24 protein-coding genes and 1 pseudogene are annotated in these 25,562 nt (G+C 63.1%); 8 read left to right on the top strand and 17 right to left on the bottom strand.

All coding sequences use genetic code 11. The annotated features are described in order from the left end of the window. Positions 1-31 precede the first annotated feature (31 nt). Both DFR48_RS12260 and DFR48_RS12255 read right to left on the bottom strand, forming a co-directional pair. A pseudogene (locus DFR48_RS12260) lies at positions 32-283 on the bottom strand (fumarylacetoacetate hydrolase family protein); the annotation flags it as partial. A gap of 403 nt (positions 284-686) precedes the next feature. Next, the gene (locus DFR48_RS12255) at positions 687-1,499 is read right to left on the bottom strand and encodes a helix-turn-helix transcriptional regulator (RefSeq protein ID WP_210205987.1); all 813 of its coding nucleotides are present in this window, start codon (positions 1,497-1,499) and stop codon (positions 687-689) included. A gap of 132 nt (positions 1,500-1,631) precedes the next feature. Here DFR48_RS12255 and DFR48_RS12250 point away from each other — a divergent pair, with 132 nt between their 5' ends. Further along, the gene (locus DFR48_RS12250) at positions 1,632-2,609 is read left to right on the top strand and encodes a threonine dehydratase (RefSeq protein WP_114363435.1); all 978 of its coding nucleotides are present in this window, start codon (positions 1,632-1,634) and stop codon (positions 2,607-2,609) included. A gap of 7 nt (positions 2,610-2,616) precedes the next feature. Here DFR48_RS12250 and DFR48_RS12245 read toward each other — a convergent pair whose 3' ends face one another. Beyond that, positions 2,617-3,123: an Lrp/AsnC family transcriptional regulator gene (locus tag DFR48_RS12245; protein ID WP_114363434.1), complete on the bottom strand. Its 507-nt coding sequence runs from the start codon at positions 3,121-3,123 to the stop codon at positions 2,617-2,619. 53 nt (positions 3,124-3,176) lie between these two features. Between DFR48_RS12245 and DFR48_RS12240 the strand changes: the two genes are divergently transcribed. Beyond that, positions 3,177-4,130 carry a threonine ammonia-lyase gene (locus DFR48_RS12240; protein WP_114363565.1) on the top strand — a complete coding sequence of 318 codons (954 nt, stop codon included), beginning with the start codon at positions 3,177-3,179 and terminating at the stop codon, positions 4,128-4,130. Positions 4,131-4,146: 16 nt separating this feature from the next. Here DFR48_RS12240 and DFR48_RS12235 read toward each other — a convergent pair whose 3' ends face one another. From DFR48_RS12235 to DFR48_RS12200, 8 genes are all read right to left on the bottom strand, one after another. Continuing rightward, the gene (locus DFR48_RS12235) at positions 4,147-5,184 is read right to left on the bottom strand and encodes an ABC transporter permease (protein ID WP_114363433.1); all 1,038 of its coding nucleotides are present in this window, start codon (positions 5,182-5,184) and stop codon (positions 4,147-4,149) included. Then, complete coding sequence (locus DFR48_RS12230) at positions 5,181-6,695, bottom strand: sugar ABC transporter ATP-binding protein (protein WP_114363432.1); 1,515 nt, start codon at positions 6,693-6,695, stop codon at positions 5,181-5,183. The genes DFR48_RS12235 and DFR48_RS12230 overlap by 4 nt, the downstream gene beginning before the upstream one ends. 71 nt (positions 6,696-6,766) lie before the next feature. Next, positions 6,767-7,840, bottom strand: a complete 1,074-nt coding sequence (torT, locus tag DFR48_RS12225) for a TMAO reductase system periplasmic protein TorT (RefSeq protein ID WP_114363431.1) — start codon at positions 7,838-7,840, stop codon at positions 6,767-6,769. Between the two features lie 35 nt (positions 7,841-7,875). Next, positions 7,876-8,844 carry a 5-oxoprolinase subunit C family protein gene (locus DFR48_RS12220; protein ID WP_114363430.1) on the bottom strand — a complete coding sequence of 323 codons (969 nt, stop codon included), beginning with the start codon at positions 8,842-8,844 and terminating at the stop codon, positions 7,876-7,878. Beyond that, complete coding sequence (locus DFR48_RS12215) at positions 8,834-9,709, bottom strand: 5-oxoprolinase subunit B family protein (RefSeq protein ID WP_114363429.1); 876 nt, start codon at positions 9,707-9,709, stop codon at positions 8,834-8,836. The genes DFR48_RS12220 and DFR48_RS12215 overlap by 11 nt, the downstream gene beginning before the upstream one ends. Then, the gene (locus DFR48_RS12210; protein WP_114363428.1) at positions 9,709-11,091 is read right to left on the bottom strand and encodes an acetyl-CoA carboxylase biotin carboxylase subunit; all 1,383 of its coding nucleotides are present in this window, start codon (positions 11,089-11,091) and stop codon (positions 9,709-9,711) included. Before DFR48_RS12210 ends, DFR48_RS12215 begins: the two co-directional genes overlap by 1 nt. Further along, positions 11,088-11,330 carry an acetyl-CoA carboxylase gene (locus DFR48_RS12205; protein ID WP_114363427.1) on the bottom strand — a complete coding sequence of 81 codons (243 nt, stop codon included), beginning with the start codon at positions 11,328-11,330 and terminating at the stop codon, positions 11,088-11,090. Before DFR48_RS12205 ends, DFR48_RS12210 begins: the two co-directional genes overlap by 4 nt. A gap of 12 nt (positions 11,331-11,342) precedes the next feature. Beyond that, positions 11,343-12,143 (bottom strand): 5-oxoprolinase subunit PxpA, encoded by an 801-nt coding sequence (locus tag DFR48_RS12200; RefSeq protein WP_114363426.1) that lies wholly within the window; start codon positions 12,141-12,143, stop codon positions 11,343-11,345. Between DFR48_RS12200 and DFR48_RS21955 the strand changes: the two genes are divergently transcribed. From DFR48_RS21955 to DFR48_RS12190, 3 genes are all read left to right on the top strand, one after another. Continuing rightward, positions 12,113-12,367 (top strand): hypothetical protein, encoded by a 255-nt coding sequence (locus DFR48_RS21955; RefSeq protein ID WP_170141853.1) that lies wholly within the window; start codon positions 12,113-12,115, stop codon positions 12,365-12,367. The genes DFR48_RS12200 and DFR48_RS21955 overlap by 31 nt on opposite strands. Positions 12,368-12,404: 37 nt before the next feature. Beyond that, on the top strand, positions 12,405-13,304 hold the full coding sequence (locus tag DFR48_RS12195) for a LysR family transcriptional regulator (RefSeq protein ID WP_114363425.1): 900 nt from the start codon (positions 12,405-12,407) through the stop codon (positions 13,302-13,304). A gap of 112 nt (positions 13,305-13,416) precedes the next feature. Further along, the gene (locus DFR48_RS12190; protein WP_114363424.1) at positions 13,417-13,698 is read left to right on the top strand and encodes a hypothetical protein; all 282 of its coding nucleotides are present in this window, start codon (positions 13,417-13,419) and stop codon (positions 13,696-13,698) included. Here DFR48_RS12190 and DFR48_RS12185 read toward each other — a convergent pair. From DFR48_RS12185 to mtnK, 5 genes are read right to left on the bottom strand one after another with little or no spacing between them, the layout of a single operon-like run. Further along, positions 13,688-14,872: a RuBisCO large subunit C-terminal-like domain-containing protein gene (locus DFR48_RS12185; RefSeq protein WP_114363423.1), complete on the bottom strand. Its 1,185-nt coding sequence runs from the start codon at positions 14,870-14,872 to the stop codon at positions 13,688-13,690. The genes DFR48_RS12190 and DFR48_RS12185 overlap by 11 nt on opposite strands. Beyond that, entirely contained in the window at positions 14,872-15,873 is a 1,002-nt protein-coding gene (locus DFR48_RS12180; RefSeq protein ID WP_114363422.1) for a transketolase family protein, read from the bottom strand. The genes DFR48_RS12185 and DFR48_RS12180 overlap by 1 nt, the downstream gene beginning before the upstream one ends. A 2-nt stretch (positions 15,874-15,875) precedes the next feature. Beyond that, positions 15,876-16,811 (bottom strand): transketolase, encoded by a 936-nt coding sequence (locus DFR48_RS12175; protein WP_114363564.1) that lies wholly within the window; start codon positions 16,809-16,811, stop codon positions 15,876-15,878. 4 nt (positions 16,812-16,815) lie between these two features. Beyond that, a complete protein-coding gene (gene mtnA, locus DFR48_RS12170) occupies positions 16,816-17,910 on the bottom strand; it encodes an S-methyl-5-thioribose-1-phosphate isomerase (RefSeq protein WP_114363421.1) in 1,095 nt (364 codons plus the stop codon). Further along, a complete protein-coding gene (gene mtnK / locus DFR48_RS12165) occupies positions 17,907-19,178 on the bottom strand; it encodes an S-methyl-5-thioribose kinase (RefSeq protein WP_114363420.1) in 1,272 nt (423 codons plus the stop codon). The genes mtnA and mtnK overlap by 4 nt, the downstream gene beginning before the upstream one ends. Positions 19,179-19,324: 146 nt before the next feature. Here mtnK and DFR48_RS12160 point away from each other — a divergent pair, with 146 nt between their 5' ends. Genes DFR48_RS12160 through DFR48_RS12150 form a run of 3 tightly spaced genes read left to right on the top strand, consistent with a single transcriptional unit; the run spans position 19,325 to position 22,983 of the window. Further along, entirely contained in the window at positions 19,325-20,842 is a 1,518-nt protein-coding gene (locus tag DFR48_RS12160) for a sugar ABC transporter ATP-binding protein (protein ID WP_114363419.1), read from the top strand. Then, positions 20,839-21,888, top strand: a complete 1,050-nt coding sequence (locus tag DFR48_RS12155; RefSeq protein ID WP_114363418.1) for an ABC transporter permease — start codon at positions 20,839-20,841, stop codon at positions 21,886-21,888. Before DFR48_RS12160 ends, DFR48_RS12155 begins: the two co-directional genes overlap by 4 nt. Positions 21,889-21,939: 51 nt before the next feature. Next, positions 21,940-22,983, top strand: a complete 1,044-nt coding sequence (locus DFR48_RS12150; RefSeq protein WP_114363417.1) for a substrate-binding domain-containing protein — start codon at positions 21,940-21,942, stop codon at positions 22,981-22,983. Positions 22,984-23,468: 485 nt separating this feature from the next. Here the strand turns inward: DFR48_RS12150 and DFR48_RS12145 are convergent, their stop codons facing one another. Further along, on the bottom strand, positions 23,469-25,523 hold the full coding sequence (locus tag DFR48_RS12145; protein ID WP_114363416.1) for a bifunctional aldolase/short-chain dehydrogenase: 2,055 nt from the start codon (positions 25,521-25,523) through the stop codon (positions 23,469-23,471). Positions 25,524-25,562: the final 39 nt, after the last annotated feature.

Genomic DNA, 25,562 nt, shown 5'->3' with positions numbered 1-25,562 from the left:
GTCGGGACCTCGCGCCTGCCACATCAGGCTGTCACTCTTCGTCTGCGATCGGGTTTCTTAGGACGCCCAGCTTTTCGATTTCGACCTCGACGACATCCCCCGGCTTCATCCAGAGAGGTGGGTTGCGTTTCGCTCCGACGCCCCCCGGTGTCCCCGTAGCAATGACATCACCGACCTCCAGTCGCGTAAACGTCGAGCAGTATTCGATCTGTCGGGCTACGTCGAAGATCATCTGATCGAAAGTAGCATCCTGGACGACCGTACCGTTCAGGCGCGTCTGCATGTCGAATTGCATCGCAGGGTCGGTTTATGGGCGCGGCTCACCGGCGCGTTTCCCGCCTGGTTCGACGAAGGGATCGCTGTTCTCGTTTCCGCCGACCAGCGATATATGAGGTCCGCACCGACCGCTTCGGAACCATGTGTGCGTGACTCCGAGAGACCGTTGCCCACCACGCCCTTTGAATGGACTTCCAAAGCCGGCAAGGATTCAATGCTGTAATGCAGATGCGGTGTGTCGTGTGCTGCACTGGATGGATGCGAATGGCGGCAGGGATGGCTTCTTGAGCGCTATCGATGCCGCTGACGATGGTACTGCCTTTGACCCGAATCACGCTCTTCGTGGTCGAGGTGTGTCTTAGTAGCCGGACCTTGTCCGTTCGTGCTGCAGGGCGGTCGCGTTTTGCCGGTTATGAGACCAGCGAGGGATGAGGCGTGACGAGGTTTGCGCGCAGGACACTCGGGCTGACGCCCAGCTTCTGTCGAAACACGGTCGTGAAGTGCGCATGGGAGGAAAAGCCGGCCGCCAGTGCAACCGCGCTCAGGTCCTCCGCCCCGGCGGCAATCAGCGCCCGGGCCCGCGCGATCTTTCGATCAAGAATATAGGCATGAGGTGAGCGGCCGGTCGCTTGCCTGAAGGCCCGGGAAAAGAATCCGGCGGAAAGGCCGAGTTCGTCAGCGAGATCCTGCACCGTCAGCGTTAGGTCGAGACGGGCCTCGATGATCTCGTCGACCCGCCGCAGACGCTGCGCAGTCATCCATCGTGCACTGTCCGCCGGGGCTTGGCGACCACGTATCTGCACATGGAGGCGCTCGATGAGGAAGCCCATAAGAGCTTCGAAATGCAGCAGGTCGGCGGCGGGGAAGGCAAGTAGCAAGCGCCTTGTCCCGTGCGCGGCCGCAATAGCAGGTGGATCCATGCGGTCGCTGAAGGGAAAACCGCCGGCTCCGTCGAGATCGAAGCCCGTCACGGCGAGGTACTCTCCGCCCGCAGGCGACCGTGAGTAGACGTCGCAGCCCTCCGGCACATAGGCAAGACCATTCGGTGTCGCGCGAAACGGCCGGATGCGATCGCCGGCATAGGCATGCACGCCCTCCTGACTGTCGAAGGCAAAGCCGAGCAGAGCGCGTTCCGCCGTGTAGCGGGCTTCGTAAGCTTGGCGCGGCAGCAGCTCCGCCGTCCAGCGTCCGACCGTTACCCGCCGCGTTGGCTCAGGCTTCAAAGCCACGGTTCCTCCCATACGCTCATCCACTCTTCGGACCAGGTTCAGACGACCTTTTACGTCAGGAATCTGAAAGCGTCACGCATCTTGGCATGCCAGTTTCGTGACCAGCAACATAAGACGGAGCGAGGCATGAAGCAGTTTACCCGCAAGGACATCGAAGAGGCGGCCGCGCTTGTCTATCGGCATATGCTGCCCACGCCGCAATATGTGTGGCCGCAGCTTTCAGGCGAGGTCGGGGCGACCGTCTGGGTGAAGCACGAAAACCACACGCCGGCAGGCGCGTTCAAGGTTCGCGGCGGTATTACCTTCATGGACTGGCTCTGCCGCGCATTGCCGGAGACCCGAGGGATCGTCACTGCGACGCGCGGTAATCACGGTCAGAGCCAGGCACGCGCCGCAAGGGCATGCGGCCTCGAAGCGCGGATCGTCGTCCCGCGCGGCAATTCCGTTGAAAAGAATGCTGCCATGCGTGCCTGGGGTGGTGAGGTCATCGAGTTCGGAGAGGATTTCGACGAGGCGCGAATCGAAGCGCGGCGCCTCGCCGCCGAGACCGGCTTCTTCCTTGTGCCGCCTTTCCATGAAGAAATCGTCCGTGGTGTCGCGACCTACGCTTTGGAGTTCTTCACGGCGGTGCCCGACCTCGATGCGGTTTATGTGCCGATCGGCTGCGGTTCCGGCATCTGCGGCGTCATCGCCGCGCGCGATGCGCTCGGCCTCGAGACCGAGGTCATCGGCGTGGTCTCCGCGCCCGCGCCCGCCGCGAAGCTTTCCTTCGAGGCGGGACGGCTGATCGAGACGGAAACGGCGCGGACATTCGCCGACGGCATGGCCGTTCGCGTGCCCGTGGAGGATGCCTTTGCAATCTACGCGAGGGGCGCGTCCCGCATCGTCGCCGTCACCGACGACGAAGTGGCCGACGCGATGCGCGTCCTCTATCGCACCACCCACAACGTCGCCGAGGGGGCGGGCGCCGCGTCGCTCGCGGCCCTTCTCCAGGAGCGCAACGCCATGCGCGGCAGGAGGGTCGGCATCATCCTCAGCGGCGCCAATGTGGATGCCGAGGTGTTCCGGACGGTTCTGGCCGGGGAGACGCCGCGCGTCGTGTAAGCCTTCGTCACTTCAACGGAACGGCGAGCCCGCGCTTCAAGGTCTTCAGGACGACATGGGTGGTGAACTTGCGGACATTCGGGTTCTCGTTCACCAGCCGCTCGGCGAGCGTGTCGAAATCGTCGATCGATCCACAGACGACGACAAGCGTGTAGTCGCCGCGGCCGGTGATGCACCAGGCTTCCTGGACCTCCGGCGTCTTCGCGATCCACTGATGCAGGTTGACCATCAGCTCCGGCCTGTCCCGCTCGAGTTCGAGCTCGACGAGCAGGGTGACGCCGAGCCCCACCTTCTTCGGGTCGATGATCGAAACGTCACCAAGAATGACTTTCTGCTCTCGCAACCGCTGCAGACGCCGCTGCGCCGAGGACGGCGAAAGACCGGTGCGGGCCGCGATGTCCTCGATGGTCGCGCGGGCATCCTCCTGCAGGATCGCCAGGATTTCCCGGTCGACGGCGGTGACATTTTCGGGTGATCCGTTCGAACCTGCACGCCTTCTGGGTAAACTATCCATTTCTACGACTTCATTTGATGAATTTTCCCGTCTCCGACAGCTATGCTGCCCCCATGACTGATTTGCAACATCTTCCCAGCATCGACGGTATCCTCTCTGCCTATGATGCGATCGATCCGCTCTTTCTCGACACGCCGCTCGTCCGGCATGCCGCGGCCGATGCCGAACTCCGGTTCGCGCTTCACGCCAAGGTGGAAACGCTGAACCCGATCCGCGCCTTCAAGGGGCGCGGAACCGATTGGCTTCTCCAGACGATGCCTTCCACCGACGTGCCGCTCGTGACGGCCTCTGCCGGAAACTTCGGCCAGGGGCTCGCCCATGCGGCTGCCAAGCGGGGACGCAAGGCGATCATCTTCGCGGCGACAAATGCCAACCCGCTGAAGATCGCCGCGATGCGCGGGCTCGGCGCCGAGGTGCTCCTCCACGGCGAGGATTTTGATGCCGCGAAGGTCGAGGCGCGCCGCTTCTCTGCCGAGAAGGGGTATGCCTTCGTCGAGGACGGGGCCCATGCGGCTATTGCCGAGGGTGCAGGCACGATCGCACTCGAGATCACGCGGCAGGCCGAGGAACGGGGCATTTCGCTCGACGCCATCCTCGTGCCCCTCGGCAACGGCGCACTGCTGACGGGTGTAGGCACGTGGATCAAGGCCAGAATGCCCTCCTGTCGCGTGATCGGCGTCGTCGCCGCGGAAGCCCCGGCGATGCTTCTTTCCTGGCAGCGCGGCACCTGCTTCGCCACCCCGTCGGCGCCGACGATCGCCGACGGCATCGCCGTGCGTGAACCGGTCCCCTATGCGCTCGAATCGATGACGACCACAGTGGACGATGTGTGGCCGGTCGGCGAGGACACGATCCGGTCGGCGATGCGCTTCTGCCGGCAGCATTACGGCCTCGTCGTCGAGCCTGCCGGCGCGGCGGGCGTGGCCGCCGCACTGGAACACCGGGAAAGGCTCGAGGAGCGATCCGTGGCGACGATCCTCTGTGGCGGCAACGTACAACAACTATAGCAGGGTGGCGCTGCTCTCACCGGTTCCCGACGAGCATGCGGTAGCGGAACTGGTCGATGACGACGGCGAGGATCAGCAGCGAGCCGAGGAGCACCATCTGCATGTAGGAGCCGATCTGCATCAGGTTCATGCCGTTCTGGACGAGCACGATGAAGAAGGCCCCGAGCACCACGCTTTCCACCCGACCGATGCCGCCACGCAGCGAGACGCCGGCGATGACGCAGGCCGCAATCGATTCGAGCGCGATCGTGCCGCCGAGATTGGTCTCGCCGCTTTCGACCCGCGCGGTGAGCAGAACGCCCGCGACGGATGCCAGGAGCGCGCAGAGGATATAGGCGAGAAAGAGTGTCTGCTTCGTGTTGATGCCGGAGAGATTGGCCGCCTTGATGTTGCCGCCGATCGCGTAGATGCGGGCGCCGCTGCGTGTCCGGTTCATGAGGACCCACATGACCGCGATGGCGACGACGGCGATCAGGACCGGGACGGGTATGCCGAGCACGCGACCGAAACCGAAGAAATCCCCGAATTCGAAGGGGAGATTGCCGATCGGCACGCCGCCGGTCAGGAAGAGCGCGATGCCGGCACCGACGGATTGCACGCCCAGCGTCATGATGAAGGGTGAGACTCCGAACTGTGCGATGCCGATGCCGTTCAGCATGCCGAGTGCCAGAGCCGCGAGGAAGCCCGCCGACACGCCGAGGACGATGACGAGCCAGACCATGTCGGGAAACTGGGCTGCAAAATACACCATGACCGAAGCCGAGACGACCGAGGTGAGCGCGATCGAGGTGCCGACCGCAAGGTCGAAGCCGCCCGTCACCAGAACCACCATCTGACCCAGCGAGACGAGGACGAGATAGACCGATTGGCGGGCAACGTTCGTCAGGTTGTCGAGGGTCAGAAATTGCCGGGACGCGAGAGAAAAGAGGATCAGCGCCGCGATCAGGAAGAAGGGCAGGGCACCGAGCCTGACGAAGACGGCTTTCAGTGCCGCCGTCGGGGAGAGGGTCTGCTTGGCGTCCGAGACCGACGCGGTTTCGAGCTTGCTGGTCATGCCGATTTTCTTTCCTGATCGAAGAAGGCGCCGAGGACTGCCTGTTCCTGGATGGCCTCGCCTTCCAGCTCGGCCGAGATGCGGCCGTTGCGGAAGACGATCAGCCGGTGGGCGAGGTGCATGGCCTCCGGCAGGTCGGAGGAGATCACCACGACCGCCTTGCCGGCCTCGGCAATGGACTTGATGATGCGGTAGAGGGCGGCGCGGGTGCCCATGTCGACGCCGACGGTCGGCTCGTCGAAGATGTAGACGTCGTAGTCCCTGCCGAAGCTCTTGCCGAAGAGGATCTTCTGCTGGTTGCCGCCTGAGAGTTTCGAGGTGCCGCGCTCGAGGAATGCCTCGCTGAGATCAACCTTGCGTCCGATCTCGCTCGACTGGCGGCGCAGCGCTGCGGGCGAGACGAGGCCGAGCGCATTGCGCGTGTCGCGCCGGTCGAGAATGGAAAGCGCGATGTTGGCGCGTGCACTTGCCCCGAGCAGGAGCCCCTCCTCCTTTCGGTCGGAGGGAAGAAAGAAGACGCCGCTTTGCATCATTTCGGGCGTTGTCGCACCGGTTTTGTCGCATCCCATCAGCGTGACCGTACCGTCCGCCGTCGGCAGCAGGCCCATGACGGCGCGGAAGGTGCGCGATTTTCCGGAGCCGACGAGGCCTGCAACGCCGAGAACCTCGCCGCGGCGGACGTCGATGTCGACGCCGTCAACGCCCCAGGCCCTCAGTCCGCGAATGGTCAGGACAGGTTCCGGTTGCGGGCTGCGCGTGATGTGTGGGTAGATTTCGTCGATCTTGCGGCCTGTCATCATTTCGACGAGAGCCTTTTCCGACAGGTTCTCGGCGCTGATCGTACCGATCAGGCGACCGTCACGCAGCACGGTAATGCGGTCGGCGATTGCCTTGAATTCCTGAATGCGGTGGGAAATGTAGACGATGCCGACGCCGCGCCCCTTGGCACGGTCGATGAACTCGAAGAGCTTCTGCGTCTCTCGCTCGGTGAGCGAGGCGGTCGGCTCGTCCAGGATGAGGATGCGGGCTTGCTGATGCAGTGCCTTGGCGATCTCGACCATCTGCTGTTCGGCGCGCGACAGTGAAATCACGGATCGGCGGACGTCGATCGGAAAGCCGAGGCCGGTGAAGAGGACATGCGCCTCGGCATACATGCGCCGGTGCTGGACGAGGCCCATCTTTCGCGGTTCCTGGCCGAGGAAGATGTTCTCGGCGACCGTCATCGTCGGCACCAGCGAAAATTCCTGGAACACGGCGCCGATGCCGGCAGCACGCGCATCATTGACCGAATGGAAGTGCTTCTCCTCGCCGTCGATCCGGACCACGCCTTCGGTCGGAGTGGTGACTCCGGCGAGGATGGAGATCAGCGTCGATTTGCCGGCGCCGTTCTCGCCGAAGAGGACGTGCACTTCGCCGGCTTGCAGCGTGAAGTCGACGCCATCGAGCGCCCGCACGCCGGGATAGGATTTGGCAATGCCGGTCATTTCCACCAGCGGTGGCCGCGAAGTCATTTTCGTATCAGTCCAATCATTGCTGTCGGGAGAGGTTCCGGCGCCCACAAGACGCCGGAACCTGCGCGCGATCAATTGACCGAGAAGACCGGCTTGTAGCCGTCCGGGGGCAGAATGTTGGTCTGCGGCACCGTCTTGACGTTGGACGGATCGACGACGAAGATCTTCGGCCCGACGTGCTTGACGAACTCCTTGCCTTCCAGCGCACGCACTGCCTGGTCGATGGCGATACGGCCCTGGACGACCATCGAATCCGCCGGGGCGGCGAGAATGAAGCCCCGCTTGATGCCTTCGTAGACACCGGGCGTCATGTAGAAGGCGAGAAGGTCGACCTTGCCCTTCAGGCCGCGCTCGCGGATGAGCCCCTGGGCGGCTTCCGCCGTCACCGCCGTGCCGGCGATATAGCGGATGTCCGGCTCGGCCTGCAGCACGTCCTCGACCAGCTTCAGCTGAGCTTCCTTGCCGGTGTCTCCGTATTTCGGCTCGAGAGCCTTGACGGCCGAACCCTTGATCGCTTCGAGGAAGCCCTTGTTGGCGGCCTCGACCCAGCCGGCGCCGGCCGGGCCTGGGAACCACCCGACCTTCACCTCTTCCGAGCCGGCGGGATGCTTCTTGGCGAGGTAGGTGCCGGTCTCGTACCCCATGGTGTAGAAGGAAACGAGCGACTTGGCGGTGATGTCGGTCGAAGAAATGCCGTTGATGACGTCGATCACCGGAATGTTCTTCTTCTTGATCTCGCTGACGAGGTTGTTGAGGCCGTCAAAGGAGATGGCGCCGATGACGACGGCCTGGGCTCCGCCGGCGACGCAGTCCTCGATCTGGCTGATCTGCTTGGAGAGCTCGGTATAGCCGCCCGCCTCGACAAGGTTCATCTTGACGCCGAGGTCCTTCGCCTCTTCGGCGACGCCGTAGTCGACGCCGAGCCAGTAGGCATCCTTCATGTGCGGGAACGAGACGCAGATGTTCCAGGGCTTTTCCGCCTTTTCGAGCGGCGAATAGGACATGTCGACGGCCTTGCCGTCGGCTGCGAACGGCGGTTCGACGGCCTGCGCCGGATAGGGATACCAGGCTTCCGCCAGCGCCGGCGTCGCCAGCGTCAGGGCGAGCGCGGAACTCGCCAGTGTGAGTGCAATTCTGTTTTTCATGGTTGTTCCCCTTTTTTCGAGTTGGTTGCTGCGGGTCAGAAGAGATTGCGGATCTGGTTGATCAGGGCGGCTCGCTCCTTTCGTGCGGAGAGCGCGGTTTCCATGTCGACCTTCACGAAGCGGGTCGGCGTATGCGGCTGAAGCTGACCGATCAGGTCCATGTCGGCGGAGATCACGGTGCCGAGCATGAAATAGCCGCCGCCGGAGACGGCATCACGGTGCAGGATGATCGGCTCGGTGCCACCCGGCACCTGGATGGAGCCGTAGGGATAGCAGCTGTCGACGATGTTCGACGGATCGGAGCCGGCGCCGAACGGCGGCGTGCGCGGGACGAAATCGAGCTTGCGTCCGCCACGGAAGCGGTAGCCCATGCGGTCGGCTTCCGGCGCCACCTTCCAGGTGTCTTCGAAGAAGTTCTTCCCCGACTCCTCCGTGATGCGGTGCCAGTAGAGACCCGGCAGGACCCGCAGCTCGGCCGGCATGCCGGGACGACGACGGAGCGTTTCCGGGATCGACTTGCCGTCGACGGCCGCGCCCGCGGCACCGACCGGCAGTTCGTCGCCGGCGGCGATCGGCCGGCCCTTGAAGCCGCCGAGTGCCCCGATCGCGTAGGTCGAGCGGGAGCCGAGAGCGAGCGGCACGTCGATGCCGCCGGAGATGGCAATATAGATGCGTGCGCCCGTCTTCAGGAAATCGAAGGAGAGCACCTGGCCGGCCTTGACCTTGAAGGCGGTCCAGCCCGGCTTCTCCTCGCCGTCGACCCTGATCGGCATCTCGGCTCCGGTCACGGCGACCATCGCATCTTCGGTGAATTCGAGCTTCGGTCCGACGAAGACCGCCTCGAGGCCGGCAGCCCCTTCCTCGTTGCCGACGAGAAGGTTGGCGGCCTTGAGTGCAAGGCGGTCCATGGCGCCGCCGAGCGGGATGCCGAGATGGAAATAGCCGGGCCGGCCGAGATCCTGGACGGTGGTGGCGAGACCTGGATGTTGAACCTTAATGGCCATGGAGAATGCCCTCCAGCTTCGCGTTGTAGCCGTCGATGTCTTTTTGGAATTCCCTGAGGTCGAACTTCACCTCGCGGATCGGCGGGGCAAAGCGTCCCTTGTCGACGTCTTCCACCGCCTGGTCGTAGCCGTCGCGGTCGACCGGCTTGAACTTGACGATGTCGCCGGGGCGGAAGAAGACCATGAAGTCCTTGAGGTAGGACGTCGTCTGGGTCGGATCGTAGATCGGCATCGGGGTGATGCCGAACATCTGGTAGCCGCCGGCGCCACGCACCGAATAGATGCAGCCGAAACAGCCGCCATGGCCGACGGTGAGCTTCGGCGTATCGGTGCGGGGCCGCAGGTATTTCGGCACCTCGATCTGCCTTTGGCGCTCGACCATCTGGTACATGAAGGGCAGGCCCGAAACGAAGCCGACCATCGATACGAACCAGGGCGAACCGGAATGGGCTGCGATGAAATCGTCGACCGAGCCGTAGTCGTTAATGCGGGCAGCGTATTCGAGGTCGGTGCTCGCCGGATCCTGATGGCGTTCGCGGAAACGCATCAGCGTCTCGTGCGTCCACGGGTCGTTGTAGAAGACCGGAATCTCGATGATGCGGGTGGTGATCACCGGCTCCGACTTCGCAGCCGCCGCCTCGATCGCCTGGACTTCCTTCAGGATGTCGTTCGGATGGATGACGTCGGGGTCGAACTTGATCTGGAAGGAGGCGTTTGCCGGGCAGATTTCGGTCACGCCCTTGATCTTCGCCTGCTTGATGCCCGTCGTCATCGACAGCGAGTTGAAGAAGGCCTCGAGCGACATGTCCTCGGAGCATTCGACGAAGAGGTGTTCGTCACCTCCGAACGTATAGCGCATGGGCATCAGGCAACCTCCTTGGATGCGACAAAGGCCTTGAACTCCGTCTCCAGCCACGGTTCGAGGAAGCGGGTGTGGACGTCACCGGCGGCCACCGACGGATCGGATGCCAGCGCCTTGTGGAGAGGAATGGTCGTTGCGAGCCCGCGGATCTCGAAATTGTCGAGGGCCTCTCCGAGCCGGTCGAGGCAGTGGTCGCGGCTCTCACCCCAGACGATCAGCTTGCCGAGCAGGGAATCGTAGAAGGGCGGGACCTGGTAGCCGTCGTAGAGCATGGTGTCGAAACGGACGCCGTCGCCTTCCGGAACGCCGAGCGCCTCGACCAGGCCGGGACCGGGCAGAAATCCGCGCATGGGGTCCTCGGCGTTGATCCGGCACTCGATCGCGTGGCCGCGGATCGCGACATCTTCCTGACGGATCGAGAGCTCCGCGCCGCCGGCGATGCGGATCATTTCCTGCACCAGGTCGATGCCGGTGATCATCTCGGTCACCGGATGCTCGACCTGGATGCGGGTGTTGACTTCGATGAAGTAGAACGCGCCCGTTTCGTCGTCATAGAGGTATTCGACGGTACCCGCCCCGCGATAGCCGACCTCGCGGGCCAGCGCGACGGCACTTTCGCAGAGGGCCTTGCGGACGCTCTCCGGCAGGCGGAAGGAGGGGGCCTCTTCCCAGACCTTCTGGCGGCGTCGCTGGAGCGAGCACTCGCGCTCGAAACAATGGATCGCGTTCCGGCCGTCGCCGAGGATCTGGACCTCGACATGACGGGCGCGGGTGATCACCTTCTCGACATAGAGGCCACCATCGCCGAAGGCGGCGAGTGCCTCGGTCGAGGCCTGCGGGAAGTGCCGTTCGAAATCCTCCATGCTTTCGGCGATGCGGATGCCGCGGCCACCACCGCCAGCCGCTGCCTTGATCATCACCGGAAAGCCGATCTCCTCGACGATTTCGCGTGCGGCGGCGATATCGTCGATCCGGCCGTTGGAGCCGGGCACGGTCGGGACGCCGGCGCGGCTTGCGACCTTGCGCGCCTCGACCTTGTCGCCGAGCAGGCTGATCGCATCATGGCGCGGCCCGATGAAGATCAGGCCGGCGTCTTCGACGGCCTTCGCGAAGGCGGCGTTCTCCGAGAGGAAGCCATAGCCGGGATGAACGGCGTCAACGCCGGTTTCGCGTGCGGCCTTCAGCACGGCCTCAATGTTGAGGTAGGACTTCGCCGCGGACGGCGGTCCGATTTCGACTGCCTGGTCGGCGAGCTTCACCGCCAGCATGTCGCGGTCTGCAGCGGAATGGACCTGCACGGTCCTGATCCCGAGCGCCTGGGCGGCGCGGATGATCCGGACGGCGATCTCGCCCCGGTTGGCGACGAGGATCGAGGAAATGCTCATGCTTCGACCTCGGCAATGACCTGGCCGGCCATGATCGGCTCGTTGTCGTCGGCAACGAAGGTGATCGAGCTTCCGCTCGCGTCGGCGCGGACTTCGTGGAAGGTCTTCATCACTTCGATAAGGCCGAGGACGTCGCCGGCTGCCACGCTCTCTCCATCCTGCTTGTAGGGTGCGGCGTCGGGAGACGACCGGCGGTAGAAGGTTCCCGGCAGGGGCGATTTGATTTCGAGCTTGCTCATCGTGGTCTCCCGTTATCTGACGATTTCTGAAATGGGGGCGATGCGGATGCCCGCGGCGATCAGGGCTTCGCGCATGTGGCGGACGATATCGAGGGCGCCCAGCGTGTCGGAATGGAAGCAGATGCTCTCGAAGGGGACCGCAATGTCCTTGCCGGTGACGGCCGTCACGCGGCCCTCGGTGCAGGCGCGCACCACCTTGCGGGCGATCGCTGCGGGGTCGGGACGTCCCGCATCGCGGGTGAAGACGATGGAGCCGCTCTCGTCGTAGTCACGGTCGGCGTAGAACTCGCGGACAACGGGATGGCCGGCCTCGATCGCGGCCTTCTCCGTCGCGGACCCGGCCATGCAGAAGACGTAGGCGTTCGGCGCAACGGTGCGCATGTAGGTGACGAAGAGCTGTGCGAGCTCCGGGTTGACCGCCATCTCCATGTAGAGCGCGCCGTGCGGCTTCACATGCTGCAGGTTGGTGCCGTGGCGGCGGGCAAACTCACGCAATGCGCCCACCTGGTAGACGATGTCGTTGACGAGTTCGCGGGCCGTGCCGTTGATCTTTCTCCGGCCGAAGCCCTGGAGGTCATGGTAGCCGGGATGGGCTCCGACGCCGACGCCATGTTCGACCGCGAGGCGCACCGTGTGATCCATAAGGTTCGGATCACCACCATGGAAACCGGCTGCAATGTTGGCTGAACTGATGAGTCCCATCAGGGCGGCATCGTCGGTATCGCCGACATGCCAACGGCCGAACGCCTCGCCCAGATCACAATTGATGTCCACGATCTCGAGTGCCACTTTTCTTCCCTGTTCTGCCCGCATTTTGTGCAATGCAGCGCAATGCCTTCTTTCTTGTCAGAAGACCGTATGAAGAAAAGTTTCATTTGAAAAATTCTATTTTTCAAAGAAGGATATCTGAAAAAGAGAATCACCACCGGGACGGTGTCATTCCGCTGAAGGTCGTAAAATCAGACATTTGCCATTGGGGCGTGTGGGTGAAATCTGATTGCGCTGCAATCATCGCGCTTCTCATTCTGAAAAATTGATATAGGTTATCGTGGATTCAGATCATATGGATGTCCGATGCCGCTGAGCCTTCGTCAAATTCGCTATTTCGTCGCCACCGCCGAATCCGGTCAGGTCTCGCAGGCCGCGGTGAACCTTGCAATTTCCCAATCGGCTGTGACGACCGCGATCAAGGATCTCGAGGAGACGGTCGGTGCGAGCCTCTTCGACCGCACGCCCCACGGCATGGATCTGACGGTCGCCGGCCGGCGCTTTCTTTCGCAGGCCTACGAGATCCTGCAGAAGATCGACGAGGCGACGCAGCTCAATCTGGTATCCGCGGAGGTCAAGGGCACGCTCACGATTGCCGCCACCTACACCGTCATCGGCTACTTCCTGCCCTTTCACATCGAGCGCATGCGGCGGCAGTTTCCGGGGATCGAGATCCAGCTCTTCGAGCTCAACCGTGAATCCGTAGAAGAGGGGCTCCTGACCAATCGTTACGATCTGGCGGTGATGCTGACGTCCAACATCCTCAACCCGGAACTGGCGACGGAGAAACTCCTGAGTTCGCAGCGCCGGCTCTGGGTCTCGGCTCGTCATCGTCTGCTCGAGCAGGAAAGCATCGGGTTCAAGGAAGTGGCGGAGGAGAACTATATCATGCTGACCGTCGACGAGGCGTCCCACACCTCGCTGCGCTACTGGAGCCAGACGCCCTATCTGCCGAGGATCACGCTTCGAACCTCTTCCGTCGAGGCGGTGCGCTCGCTGGTCGCCAACGGACAAGGCGTCGCGATCCTGTCGGACATGGTTCACCGCCCCTGGTCGCTGGAAGGACGTCGCATCGAGACGATCGCGCTCAAGGATCCGATCCCCTCGATGGATGTCGGGCTTGCCTGGCGCCGGAATGCCGAGTTCACGCCGGCGATGGAGGCGGTGCGCTCCTATTTCCGCCGCTCCTTCAACATACCGGAGTAGTGGCGGGATGCCGGCCCGTCCAGCTGGTGCCGCGGCAAGAACCCACTCGTCAGGATTGCTGCGATGCACCGTCAATAGGGGATGTCGCATCCTGACCTGACCATCCTTGTGATTGACGAGAACGCCGTTCGCTGAGATCCATCCACTGGATGCGGCCGACTGCGGGATTTCGGATGCCGGCCTCGTCGACCGCGTGCTCGCAGGAAAACGGGTCGTGCGGCTCTGCTCTTCGGATGTGGTGGACCCGGTTCGTGAGGCGGCGCAGGCCGGCTGGTTGCGGCAAAGGGGCGTGACGGTCGAGGCAATACCCGGCGTTGCGACAACGGGGCAGGAGGTCGGGTGGTTCGGCGCCCGCCGCCCGCGGCAGAACGCCTTTGCAGACGCTACCCGGTAACGGTGCCGGGCACGGAACTTCCGCCTACCGAATCCGTGCTATCGCGGGCTGAGCCTGCGCCACGCGCGGCCTCGATGAAACGGCGGCAGGCCTCGACGAGATCGGGCTCTTGAAGAAGTGCGCCGCCGATCAGGTACATGACGTCGTTGCCATAGGCCGCCCGCATTTCCGGCAGACGGGCGAAGGTCATGCCCCCGCCCGGAGCTGCGACGATGGTTTTCGGCCCGCCGATATCTGCCGCGCAGACGCGGGCAATTGACAGGCATTCTTCTCGGGTGAAGCCGAACCGGCCGCCGAAATTCGGGTAGATAACAGCATCCGCGCCCATCAGCCGGTGCAGGGTGCCGAAGAAGGTCCGGTGCGAGAAGCCGCAATCCGGTGAGACGACATTCGCGCCGGAAAAGGCGGGATGCGAGATGATGGGAAGTGTAAAGTCCGGATCGGCGGCAAGTGTACGCACGACATCATAGCCGGTGAGGGCGGGGGCGATCATAACCGCGCCGGCACCGGCTTCCTGCGCCTGCTTTGCTCGCTCGATGACCGCCGTCGCCGGACCTGTGACGTTGGGCACATAACTTGTCCTGCCGCCACGTTTGGCGTTGGCTTCGCCGACGGCGTCGACACAGGCCCTCAGCCGCTCTTCGAATGGCGACGTCCTCTGGTCGACGAGGCCATGGTCATCCTTCACGTAATGCATTCCGCCGAGCGCGAAGTCATGGGCGAGCCGGGCGAGTGCCGTTGTCGACAGCCCCACCGGCTTGATCGCCGACATCAAAAGTGGGCTGTCGCCAATTCCCGCCCGGCTACGCAGCCCGGCGATGCCGTGGCGCGGTCCTTTGCAGAGGTCAAGAATGCCGGGAGAGAGGCCGATATCCTCGACCTTCAGGCCGGGCTTGATCGAGCTGTTGCCGAAAACAATGTTGAGGAACTGTAGAAAATCGTTGCCGACATCGTCCTCGGAATAGGAGATGGCCGCAAGATAGCCCGGCCGTCCGGCTGGGTCTTGCTCCAGGTTTTCCAGCCTGCCCAGGATTTCATCTTCGACATAACCCTTCGGAACCGCGTCGCGCGGGATTTCGACCGTCTGTTCGAGCGCGATGTCGAGGGCGCGCGCCTTCGCCTCTGCCGCGTCGGCAGCGCGGACGAAATAGGTGACGGTAAAGCGCGGAGCCATCAGAGTGCCTCCGCTTTCTGGGCCGAATGGACGTGGTCGAGGCGGATTTCCGCCAACTCGTCCTCGCCGATCTCAAGCGACGTACCGAGCAGTTCTCCGACCGCGGTAACGAGCGCCCCGGCGTCGAGCCCGTACTTCTTCATGAGGTAAGGCTTTGAGGCGCCGTGGGCGAAGGTGTCGTTGAGGCCGAGACGTTTTAGCTTGATGCCGAGCCCCTCCTCCGCGAGGATTTCGGCCACCAGCGAGCCGAGGCCGCCAACGATCGTGTGGTTCTCCAACGTGACGACACCCTTCTTGCCGCGCGCCGCTTTCAGCAGGCCGTCGCGATCGAAAGGTTTCAGCGTCGAAGCATGGAGGTGCATGAGGCCAATGCCGCGTTCCTTCAGGGGCTGGACGGCCCGCAGGGCTTCCTCCGTACAGACACCGGAGGAGACGACGAGAATATCGTCGCCTTCCGAGAGGACGCGTAATTTGTTGAACTCGAAGGGCGTGGAGAAGAGCCGTGGTACCTCACCACGCAGGACGCGCACATAGACAGGGCCGTCGACGGCGTCGGCAACCTCGAGCACCGTTTCCACCTCCGTCGCATCCCCCGTTTCGAGGATGGTCATGTTCGGCACTGCGCGAAGAACCGCGATATCCTCGATCGCCTGATGGGTGATCCCGCCGGGCGTGGTGATGCCGGGCAGGAAGCCCATCAGCCTCACCTTGCGGTTGGAATAGGCGATCGAGTTGATCAGCTGATCGTAGGGCCGGCGATAGAGGAACACCGAGAACGTGTGGATGAACGGCCGGTATCCCTGCATGGCGAGGCCGCCGGCGAAGGAGAGCATGTTCTGCTCGGCCATGCCGAGCGAAAGAAACTGGTCCGGATGTCGATCACGGAAGCCGTCGACCTCGCAGGAGGAGGTGAGATCGGCCGAGAGGCAGAGCACTTCGGGCCGCGCCGTGGCGAACGTCTCGAAAGCCTTTGCATAGGGACGATTGACGATTTCGACCATGTTCAGGCCCTTTCCGCTGCGTTCATGTCGACGCCGAGTTCTGCTGCGAGCGCTGCCTGCATCTCCAACCGCTCCTCTGTAGTCTTGAACCGCACGTAGTGCAGGCGAGGAAAGCGCTTCTTCAGGAAGTTCATGCCCTGATAGGGCGAGGTATTGGCGAGGATAATGAGTGGCTTGCCCGCTTCCGCGCTCGCCGCGGCATTGCGCAACGCCTCGAGATCGTGTCCGTCGACCGACCGGCAGGTGACGCCGAAAGCGCCCACTCTGGCGGCGAGATCGCCGAGATCGAGCACGGAGGACATGGCGCCGTCGCATTGCTGCCGGTTCACGTCCACGACGACGCGGATGTTGTCGATCCGGTGATAGGCCATGGATGCCAGGCATTCCCAGGTCTGCCCCTCCTGGAATTCGCCGTCCGACATATAGACCCAGACCTTGCCCGGTTCGTCCTTTCTGAGGCGCGCCCAAGCGACACCGGCGGCCATTGAGAGGCCCTGCGCCAGCGAGCCGGTGGTCACTTCCATGCCGGGGCTGTGTTCGGCTCCAATCATCTCGACCGAGCCCCCGTCCTTGTTGAAGTGGTCGAGCGCGTGTTCATCCATCCGACCCATCTCGATCAATGCGGAATAGATGACGAGCGCATAGTGGGCAGGCGAAATGAAGAAGCGATCGAAATGCGGCCCGAACGGACCGTGATAGCCGGCTCCAGTGAAGGCATCGGGGTTCTGGGCCGAGGGCACACCGCGGAAGGGCAGCGGAACCTTCGGCAGCGTGGGTTCGCCGAGCGTCAGGAGTTCGTTGTAAAGCAGCGCCAGACTTTCCGCGGCCGAACAGGCCTGGCTGAGGTAGCCGCCGTTGTTCTTCATGGTGTGAAAGAAGACGCGCCGACGGATGCCGAGCGCTACGTCCTCGGTAGTCTTCTGGTTTGAGAGGGTCATCATCTCAGCTCCGTTCGGGGAAAAGCGCCTTCAGGCCTTCCGGGGAAGGGGTGGCAATGCCGCGTTCCGTGATGAGGCCGGTTATCAGGCGCGCCGGCGTGACGTCGAAGGCCGGGTTGGCGGCGGGGCTGCCCTCCGGCGAAATGCGCACGCTTGCTATCGTGCCGTCGGATGCGCGCCCCTGGACGAAGCTCACCTCGTCGCCGGTTCGTTCCTCGATCGGGATTTCCTTGACCCCGTCATGAACCGTCCAGTCGATCGTGGGCGAGGGGAGTGCCACGTAGAAGGGAACGCCGTTGTCGCGCGCCGCGAGCGCCTTCAGATAGGTGCCGATCTTGTTGCAGACGTCGCCGTTGGCCGTGGTGCGGTCGGTACCGACAATCACCATGTCGACATCGCCGTGTTGCATCAGATGCCCGCCGGCATTGTCCACGATCAGCGTGTGGGGCACGCCGTGGCCGTTCATTTCCCACGCGGTCAGATAGGCGCCCTGGTTACGTGGGCGTGTCTCGTCAACGTAGACGTGGACAGGAATGCCTTCCTCGACGGCCATGTAGATCGGCGCCGTCGCGGTGCCGTAGTCAACGGTCGCAAGCCAGCCGGCATTGCAGTGGGTGAGGATGCGTACCGGCTCACCCGGCTTCTTCGTTGCCGCGATGTCTCGGATGACGTTCAGTCCGTTCGCGCCGATCGCGCGATTGAGCGCGACATCCTCCTCCGCGATTTCCGTAGCGCGCCTGTAGGCGGCTTCGACGCGGTCGTCCTCTGCGAGGGGGCGCAGGTGATCGCGCATCGCGTTCAACGCCCAGCGCAGGTTGATCGCCGTCGGGCGTGTTTCGTTCAGCTCTTCCCAGACGGCATCGAGATGCGTGTCAGACGGATCCTTTGCCATGGCGATGGCCACGCCATAGGCGGCGGCGACGCCGATGAGAGGGGCCCCGCGCACCCACATGTCGCGGATTGCGACGGCGACGTCGGCAACCGTCTCGAGCGTCACAACACGGAATTCATGCGGCAACCAGCGTTGGTCGATGATATCGACGGTGCGACCATCATCGTTGAGCCAGATCGTATGGTAGTGTCGTTCTCCGACTTTCACGCGAGTGTCTCCTTCTGAAGCCGCTCCGCCGTGGCGCGGATGTCCTTGAGGCTGGGGATGCGATGCCGGTTCACGGCGAGATGGCGCCCGAGTTTCAGCGCTTTGCTTTCGCAGGTGGCACGACGGCCGGGATCGGTGATCGACTCGAAGTCGGCATTGTGCGCAAGGCCGAGAATGCGGCGGTGGATTTCGATGCCGGCAAAGCCCAGCATCTCGTGATAAATCTCATTGAGGACGATGTTCAGCGCCTGTTCGGCGCCGAGCGGGTCGCCGCGGTTTTCGAATAGGCTTGCCTGGTAGAGGATACCCTCGCGCTCGCTTCGCCAAAGGTTCGCGAATTCAACGCGGAACGTTTCCCAGATCGTCTCGATGGTGTCGAGCAGGTAGGTACGCATCGCATCGCGCGCGCCGGGCGCGGACTCGTGACCGGTTTGCGAGAAATAGCTCATCCAGAAGTTGGCGAGCAGCATGCCGATGTCGAAGCTGATCGGTCCGTAGAAGGCGAATTCCGGGTCGATGACCCGGGTTTCATCGTCGGTGACCATGATCGAACCGGTATGCAGGTCGCCGTGGCAGAGCGTTTCGGCCTTGGCGGAAAAGAGATGCTTCAGCCGTTGCGCTTCGACCTTCAGGTCGCGATCGGCGCGAAGCTCCGCCACGAGAGGGTCGAGCTGCGGCGAGGTGTGGCGGTTCATCTCCGCCTCGAAATAGGGATCGGAGAACACGAGGTTTTCCGTGATGTCGCATAGCTCGATATTGTCGGCGAAGAGCGCCATATCGGTCTTCTTGTCGCGCGTCACCATGCAAAGGTCCGAGCCGCGGAAGAGGGTTCGAGCGACGAAGAGGCCGAGGTCGCGGCCGATCTTGGGCAATTGCCGGCCATCGATCAGTGCGCGGCGCAGAATGACGTGGGGCGTCAGGTACTCCATGACGATGATCGCCTGGCCGGCATCGAAGAAGAAGATCTCCGGCACCATGCCAGGATCGCGGGCACCTTGACGCACGAGCGCGTGGTATTCGAAGAAGGAGCGCTTCAACGGCAACGGCCAGCTCTCGCCGACGAGGCGCACATAGGGCAGCGCCTGCTTGACGATCGCAGCTCCCTTTGCGCCGGTGACGATGAAGACGAGATTGAGGTTGCCGTCGCCGACTTCCCGCACACTCCATCGTGTGAAATCGTCCCCGATCTTTTCCTTCAAAACAGCGTTGCTGCCAAGTCGATGCGGCAACGTCCCCGCGCTCAGCGCCTCGAAGCTTTGCTTGTTCATATCGTCCTCCTCCTGCGCACGACGCCGCTTCATTGCACGTCGCCGTGCCGCGATGTGGCCCCAGCTAAGACGTCGCTCTGTCAAATGTCAATAGCCTTGACATTTGATTACAACCTATCCTAACTTGCCGCCATTGGGAGGAGACAATGAGCGAACAGGTAGTGTTTCGCGTTGAGGGCGTGCACAAGTCCTTCGGGGCCGTACCGGTCCTTCGGGGGGTGGAGCTCGGCCTCAAGGCCAGTGCCGTGACGGTCTTGATGGGCGCCAACGGCGCCGGGAAATCAACGCTGGTGCGTATCCTGAGCGGCGTCTATACGAAGGACGCAGGCAAGATCACGCTGGCGGGTAGCCCCTTCGAGCCCTCGGCGCCCGCCGAGGCTATACGGGCAGGCGTCGTCACCGTGCATCAGAACATCAATGACGGCGTTGTCGCCGATCTCGACGTTGCGACCAATCTGACACTTGATCGGCTGAACGGACGAGGGGCCAGACTTCTGTTCAATCCGCGCCGCGTGCGACGCGAGGCTGCCGAGGTAGCTTCTCGCATGGGGCTGACCATAGACCTTGCGGCAAACATCAACGACCTCACGCTTGCCGACCGCCAGATGGTCGCAATCGCTCGCGCCATGGCGCATGAACCGAAGGTGCTGATCCTCGATGAGCCGACATCGTCGCTGTCGACTGCTGAAGCCGAGCGTCTCTTCAGTCTCGTTGAGCGGCTGAAGGCTCACGGGGTCGCGATCCTCTATATTTCCCATCGCATGTCGGATATCCGCCGACTGGCCGACAGCATTGTGTCGCTGAGGGATGGTCGTATCGCCGGCCGCTTCGAGGGGCCGGACCTCGATTACGAGGGAGCGGTCAATGCCATGCTCGGACGTAAAGTCTCGGCAGGTGCGGTGACGGTGCAGGAACGGGGGGCGTCTATTTTCAACGTCCGCGGCCTGAAGCTTTCCGAACAGTCGCGCCCCTTCGACTTCGAGGTAGGCGACGGCGAGATCGTCGCAGTCACCGGTCTTGTCGGCGTCGGCAAGACGGCGCTTGCGGAGACGCTGTTTGGCGCACGAGCCCCGGCCGCGGGTGAAATGATGCTCGACGGTACGCGCTACGCGCCGAGAAGTACCGGCCAGGCGATTGCCCGGGGGGTGTTTCTCGTTGCCAAGGACCGGGCGGAAAGCGGCATCGTGCCCGACTTCAACATCTACGAGAACATCAGTCTGCCCTTCCTGCGCAGGCTTTCCTCCTTCGGTATATCAAGCCGCCGGGCCGAACGGGCCAAGGCGCGGGCTCAGATCGCATCACTCGGGGTCGTGTGTCGCAGCGAACGCGACGAGATGCAGACGCTGTCCGGCGGCAACCAGCAAAAGGTGATGGTCGGGCGCTGGCTCTCGGAACCATCGCGCCTCCTCATTCTCGACGAGCCCTTCCAGGGGGTCGACATCGCGGCCCGTCGGGATGTCGGCGCAAAGCTGCGTGCTTCGGCCGCCGGGCGTGCCACGATTCTCTTTCTGACCGAACTCGATGAAGTCTTCGAGGTCGCGGACCGCATCCTTGTGATGTCGGAGCAGACCATCGTTGGCGAGCATCGCAACGCCGACATCGATGTCGAGCGCTTGCTCTCGGAGATCGCCGGTCAATTCCATCAACAGGTCAGTACATCATGAGCAACGAACAGAGCAAACCTGCGGCTTCAGCCCACGTTCTTCCGACTGCGCCCGGCTTCAGGGAAACGGCGATCAAATACGGCTTTCTCGTCCTTCTCGCCGGGATGGTCCTCTATTTCTCGCTGGTTACCGGCGGTTTTGCCTCGCCGCAGAGCGCCGTCTTCATTCTGCAATCGGTATCGATCACCGGCATTCTCGCGCTCGGAGTGACGGCAACACTCGTCGTGGGCGGTTTCGATCTGTCGATCGGCTCGGTCGCCACCACAGCGATGATGGCGTCTTCCTATGTGATGGTGGTCATGGGTGGTGATGCCGCTACGGCGACACTCGTCTGCCTTGCGATCGGCGTATTGGTTGGCTTGGTCAATGGTATCATCATCGTCTATATGCGCGTACCGGACCTGTTGGCGACGCTCGGCATGATGTTCCTGCTGCTCGGCCTGCAGCGCATCCCGACCGAAGGTCGCTCGATCGCGGCCGGCATGACCCTGCCGGACGGATCAGTCGCGACGGGGTCCTTCAGTCCCGCATTTCTGGCGCTCGGGCGGCATCGCTTCGACCTTGTCCTGCCCAATCTCATGCCGGTTTCGGTCGTGGTGCTGGTCGTACTCGCGATCGCAATCTGGTTCTTCCTCGAGTACACGCGCTTCGGCCGCATGATGTATGCCGTCGGGTCGAACGAGCGCGCTGCCGGCCTCGCTGGTGCGCCGGTCAATGCCTACAAGATTTCGGCCTATATCATCTCCGGCGTCTTCGCTTCTGTCGGCGGCATCCTGCTCGCGGCGCGTCTCGGTCGCGGTGACATCGCCTCCGGCAACAATCTGCTGCTCGATGCCGTGGCGGCCGCATTGATCGGTTTCGCCGTTCTCGGAGCCGCCAAGCCGAACGCCTTCGGAACGGCCGTCGGCGCCCTCTTCGTCGGCATCCTCCTGCAGGGCCTGACGATGATGAATGCCCCTTACTACACACAGGATTTCGTCAAGGGCGCGGTTCTCGTCGTCGCCCTGATCTTCACCTTTGCACTCTCGAAGAGAGGCAAACGCTGACGGCGGCATCCGCCGCCGGATAACCAAAGTTCACCAGTGGAGGAGACTGAAATGAACATCAATAGGAGAACTCTGGGCAAATGGACGCTCGGGCTGTTGGGGGCGGCGGCATTCGCGGTACCGTCCCTGGCTGCCGATATGCCGAAGCCCTTCGACAAGCCCAGCGACGTTAAGATCGCACTGGTGCGATATCTTTCGACCGGTGACTTCTTCCAGTCGTACCTCGCCGGCGTCGAAGCGCAGGCCAAGGCGCTGGGCGTGCAGTTGCAGGTCCTCGACAGCCGCCAGGATGCAGCGCTCCAGGCGGACATGGTCGATCAGGCGATTGCCCTCGGCGTGCAGGGGATCATCATCCAGCACGGTCTGACGGAATCGATGAAGGAAGCTGCGCAGCGCGCGGTTGACGCGGGTATCAAGGTCGTCGCCTTCGACGTCAACGTCGAAAACGAGAAGATTCCGCAGATCGAGCAGTCCGACCGCGACCTTGCCCGCCTCGCCCTCGAACAGGCGATCAAAGACAACGGCGAAAGCTTCAAGGCCGGATATGTCTATGTTGCCGGCATCGCGCCGCTCGACCGCCGCGACGAGACCTGGAAGGCCTTCAAGGCGAAGTACCCCGGCATCAACGAAGCCGCGCAGTTCGGTACCATGGACAATCCGATCGCCAATTCCGTAGCCAATCAGGCCCGTTCGGTGATTTCGGCAAATCCGGACATCACCGTGATGTTTGCGCCCTATGACGAATTCGCCAAGGGCGTGAAGATCGCGGTCGACGAGGCAGGTCTCTCTTCCAGCGTAAAGATCTATTCGGCCGACATCTCGACTTCGGACATTGCCGCCATGCGCGAGCCGGGCTCTGCGTGGGCAGCGACCGCAGCTACGAATCCGGCCGTTGTCGGTCAGGTTTCCGTCCGCGCGCTCGCCATGCTTCTCGCCGGCGAGGATCCCGGCCATCAGGTCATCGTGCCGCCGACCCTGATCACCCAGAAGGATCTGAACGACCAGGACATCAAGAACATGGAAGAACTCGGCGTGAAGCTGCCGCAGTTCGCCCATGCCGACGTCGCCATGCCGGCCTGGATGCCGAAGCCCTGATTTCGCGTCAAAGGAAAGAGAAGGGGCGGTCCGACGGGCCGCCCCTTTCTTTGTCACTGTGCCCCGAGAGGTCCCTTCATCGGGACGACCGGAAGAGCCGTGTTCTCACCCATGGTGACCTGGAGGAATTTCGAGCGGGCCAGCCCCATGCGTCCATGGAAGAATTCAACGCCGGGATCTGAGAGGGGTAGAGCGCGCGAGGCGTCCCGTTACCGTACGGTCTGACTGTACGCCTCGAAGATCCGACGGCCGTCGCAACAGCGGAGATGTGTGAATCCCGCTCGCCCCTGAGGCTGGCGGGACGTCGTCGTGAGCGTCCGTCATCATCACCTGATAGGGACCGGCCGAGGCGACGCTCCACCTGGGTGGTTTCGTGTCTGTGGTCGGTCTCGTCTTCAGGCCATAGTCCGATCAAGGGGTTCTTGCCCGGTTGGCCCCGGGGTCGGAGCAGTTCTATACCCGCTCCGATCCCGGGGTCAGGACGCTCAACGCATCGCGGCTGCGATATTGCCGCCGTCGACAGTCGTGACGTCGGCGGTGGTTCGTTCGGCGAGCGCATGGTGCACGAAAGCGCGCGCCACATCCTCGGCCGTCACTTCGAGGCCGAGCAGGTTGCCGGCCATGTATTCCTTGACGGAGACGCCACGCGACGCCGAGCGGTTGGCAATCATCTCATCATTGAGCAGGCCCGAGCGGATACGGTCGGCGTTGACGGCATTGACGCGGATATGGTCGGCGCCGTGTTCCAACGCGTACTGGCGGGACAGGAACAGCGTCGCTGCTTTCGGCAGGCCGTAGGCACCGAATTTTGCGCCAGGATTTACCGCCTGCTTGGAAGCGTTGAAGAGCAAGACGCCACCGGTCTTCTGCGCCTTCATGATGCGCACGGCATTCTGCGCCACGGTCTGGTGAGCGAAGAAGTTCAGCTCGAAGCTCTTGCGTAGCAAGGCATCGTCCATCGTGGCGATCGGGCTTTCCCAGGCCGCGCCGGCATTGGACACGACGATGTCGACGCCGCCGAAGGTCGCGACTGTCCTGTCGAAGGCGGAGCGTACGGAGGCTGGATCGGTGATGTCGCAGGCGAGACCGATCGAATTGTTGCCGGCACTCTTTGCCACCGCTGCCGCCTTCTCGCCGTCGAGGTCGAGCACGACCGCATGTGCGCCCTCGGCCACAAAGGCCTTGACGACCGCCGCGCCGATGGCCCCCGCACCGCCGGTGACGAGCACGATCTGGCCGGTGAACGGCTTCGGTTTTGCACCGGCGAGCTTGGCCTGCTCGAGCGACCAGTATTCGAGATCGAAGAGGTCGGGACGGCTCACCGGTTCGAAGCGGCCGATCGATTCCGCGTCTCGCGCGGCCTCGATCCACATTTCGCCAACGTCGACGGCGATCGTGGCGTCCTTGTAGGTCCGCCCATGGCCGAACATGCCGAGGCCCGGCACGAGTGTCAGGCGCGGCATCGGATCGAGCATGACGCGCTTGACGTCGTCGCGGGCGTCGTTGCTGGAGAAATACGCGGTGTAGTCCGCAACGAAGGCGGCGACGTGATGGTCGATCACGGCGCGGTAGCCGGCAAGGTCGTCTTTCGCCGGCGCCGACAGCACCATCGGCCCCGTCTTGATGCGGATCGAAAGGTCGGGTGTAGACACGCCGCGGGCCGCCATATCCCTGACTTCTGCCGCATTGACGAAGTCGAGGATCGCCGGAGAGGTTCGAAACACGCTGATCATCCGGTCGAAGCGGCCTTCACCTCTGTTGACGGCGACGGCGCCGCGCAGCATCGGAGAAATGTCTTCAGGACTTGCGAGAGAGGAGGGCAAGGCGGCCGGCGTGAACGGATTGCGGCCATTCTTCCTCACGTGCTCTTCCGCAAGCGTGACGTAATGGATCATCCGGTCGTAAGCTTCCTTGGCCGTCTCGCCGAGGGTGAATATGCCATGCTTGTCGAGGATCAGCCCTTCGACGGTGGGGTCCGCGTCGTAGACCTCGGCTGCCGCTTTGGCGAGCGCAAAGCCCGGCATGATATAGGGCACGAAGCCCATCTTCCGGCCGAAGAGCTCTGCGCACATTTCCCGGCTGTTCGGCTGATCGGCAATGGCGAGAATGGCGGCGGAGTGCGTGTGGTCGACGAATTTGTGGGGCAAGAAGGCATGCAACAACGCCTCTACCGAAGGGTTCGGGGCGCTGGGATCGATGAGATTGGCGCGCAGTAGCGTCACCATGTCCTCGTCTGAAAGCTTCGGAAGCGTGCGGCTCTTCAAGAGAGGGGCAATTTTCACGGCGGGCAGTCCCGGCGGCTCGACGGTGCCCATGTCCCATCCGCTGCCTTTCACGCAGAGGACCGCATGCGTATCGCCGACCAGGTCCGTCATCTCCGTCTTGACGGAGGTGTTTCCGCCGCCATGCAGGACGAGTCTCGGTTCGCCCCCCAAGAGCCGCGTCGTGTAAGTGCGCAGCGCAAGATCGCGGTTGACGCCTTTTGCCGCATAGCCGGCAACGACGTTTTCCGCCTCGTCGTCGCGCCAGAGATTTTCCATCGTGTATTGCCTCCCAATAAGCCGGCCCGGCCGGTATTG

It is taken from the genome of Ciceribacter lividus, assembly GCF_003337715.1.
Classification (GTDB): domain Bacteria; phylum Pseudomonadota; class Alphaproteobacteria; order Rhizobiales; family Rhizobiaceae; genus Allorhizobium; species Allorhizobium lividum.
The sequence above is the reverse complement of the archived record's forward strand: the minus strand, read 5'-3'. Positions and strand labels throughout refer to the sequence as shown.

Excerpts from the sequence above, each read along its gene's own strand:
- DFR48_RS12250 (WP_114363435.1), top strand. The coding sequence starts at position 1,632 with ATGAAGCAGTTTACCCGCAAGGACATCGAAGAGGCGGCCGCGCTTGTC.
- DFR48_RS12245 (WP_114363434.1), bottom strand. The coding sequence starts at position 3,123 with ATGGATAGTTTACCCAGAAGGCGTGCAGGTTCGAACGGATCACCCGAA.
- DFR48_RS12240 (WP_114363565.1), top strand. The coding sequence starts at position 3,177 with ATGACTGATTTGCAACATCTTCCCAGCATCGACGGTATCCTCTCTGCC.
- DFR48_RS12235 (WP_114363433.1), bottom strand. The coding sequence starts at position 5,184 with ATGACCAGCAAGCTCGAAACCGCGTCGGTCTCGGACGCCAAGCAGACC.
- DFR48_RS12230 (WP_114363432.1), bottom strand. The coding sequence starts at position 6,695 with ATGACTTCGCGGCCACCGCTGGTGGAAATGACCGGCATTGCCAAATCC.
- torT (WP_114363431.1), bottom strand. The coding sequence starts at position 7,840 with ATGAAAAACAGAATTGCACTCACACTGGCGAGTTCCGCGCTCGCCCTG.
- DFR48_RS12220 (WP_114363430.1), bottom strand. The coding sequence starts at position 8,844 with ATGGCCATTAAGGTTCAACATCCAGGTCTCGCCACCACCGTCCAGGAT.
- DFR48_RS12215 (WP_114363429.1), bottom strand. The coding sequence starts at position 9,709 with ATGCCCATGCGCTATACGTTCGGAGGTGACGAACACCTCTTCGTCGAA.
- DFR48_RS12210 (WP_114363428.1), bottom strand. The coding sequence starts at position 11,091 with ATGAGCATTTCCTCGATCCTCGTCGCCAACCGGGGCGAGATCGCCGTC.
- DFR48_RS12205 (WP_114363427.1), bottom strand. The coding sequence starts at position 11,330 with ATGAGCAAGCTCGAAATCAAATCGCCCCTGCCGGGAACCTTCTACCGC.
- DFR48_RS12200 (WP_114363426.1), bottom strand. The coding sequence starts at position 12,143 with ATGCGGGCAGAACAGGGAAGAAAAGTGGCACTCGAGATCGTGGACATC.
- DFR48_RS12195 (WP_114363425.1), top strand. The coding sequence starts at position 12,405 with ATGCCGCTGAGCCTTCGTCAAATTCGCTATTTCGTCGCCACCGCCGAA.
- DFR48_RS12185 (WP_114363423.1), bottom strand. The coding sequence starts at position 14,872 with ATGGCTCCGCGCTTTACCGTCACCTATTTCGTCCGCGCTGCCGACGCG.
- DFR48_RS12180 (WP_114363422.1), bottom strand. The coding sequence starts at position 15,873 with ATGGTCGAAATCGTCAATCGTCCCTATGCAAAGGCTTTCGAGACGTTC.
- DFR48_RS12175 (WP_114363564.1), bottom strand. The coding sequence starts at position 16,811 with ATGACCCTCTCAAACCAGAAGACTACCGAGGACGTAGCGCTCGGCATC.
- mtnK (WP_114363420.1), bottom strand. The coding sequence starts at position 19,178 with ATGAACAAGCAAAGCTTCGAGGCGCTGAGCGCGGGGACGTTGCCGCAT.
- DFR48_RS12160 (WP_114363419.1), top strand. The coding sequence starts at position 19,325 with ATGAGCGAACAGGTAGTGTTTCGCGTTGAGGGCGTGCACAAGTCCTTC.
- DFR48_RS12155 (WP_114363418.1), top strand. The coding sequence starts at position 20,839 with ATGAGCAACGAACAGAGCAAACCTGCGGCTTCAGCCCACGTTCTTCCG.
- DFR48_RS12150 (WP_114363417.1), top strand. The coding sequence starts at position 21,940 with ATGAACATCAATAGGAGAACTCTGGGCAAATGGACGCTCGGGCTGTTG.
- DFR48_RS12145 (WP_114363416.1), bottom strand. The coding sequence starts at position 25,523 with ATGGAAAATCTCTGGCGCGACGACGAGGCGGAAAACGTCGTTGCCGGC.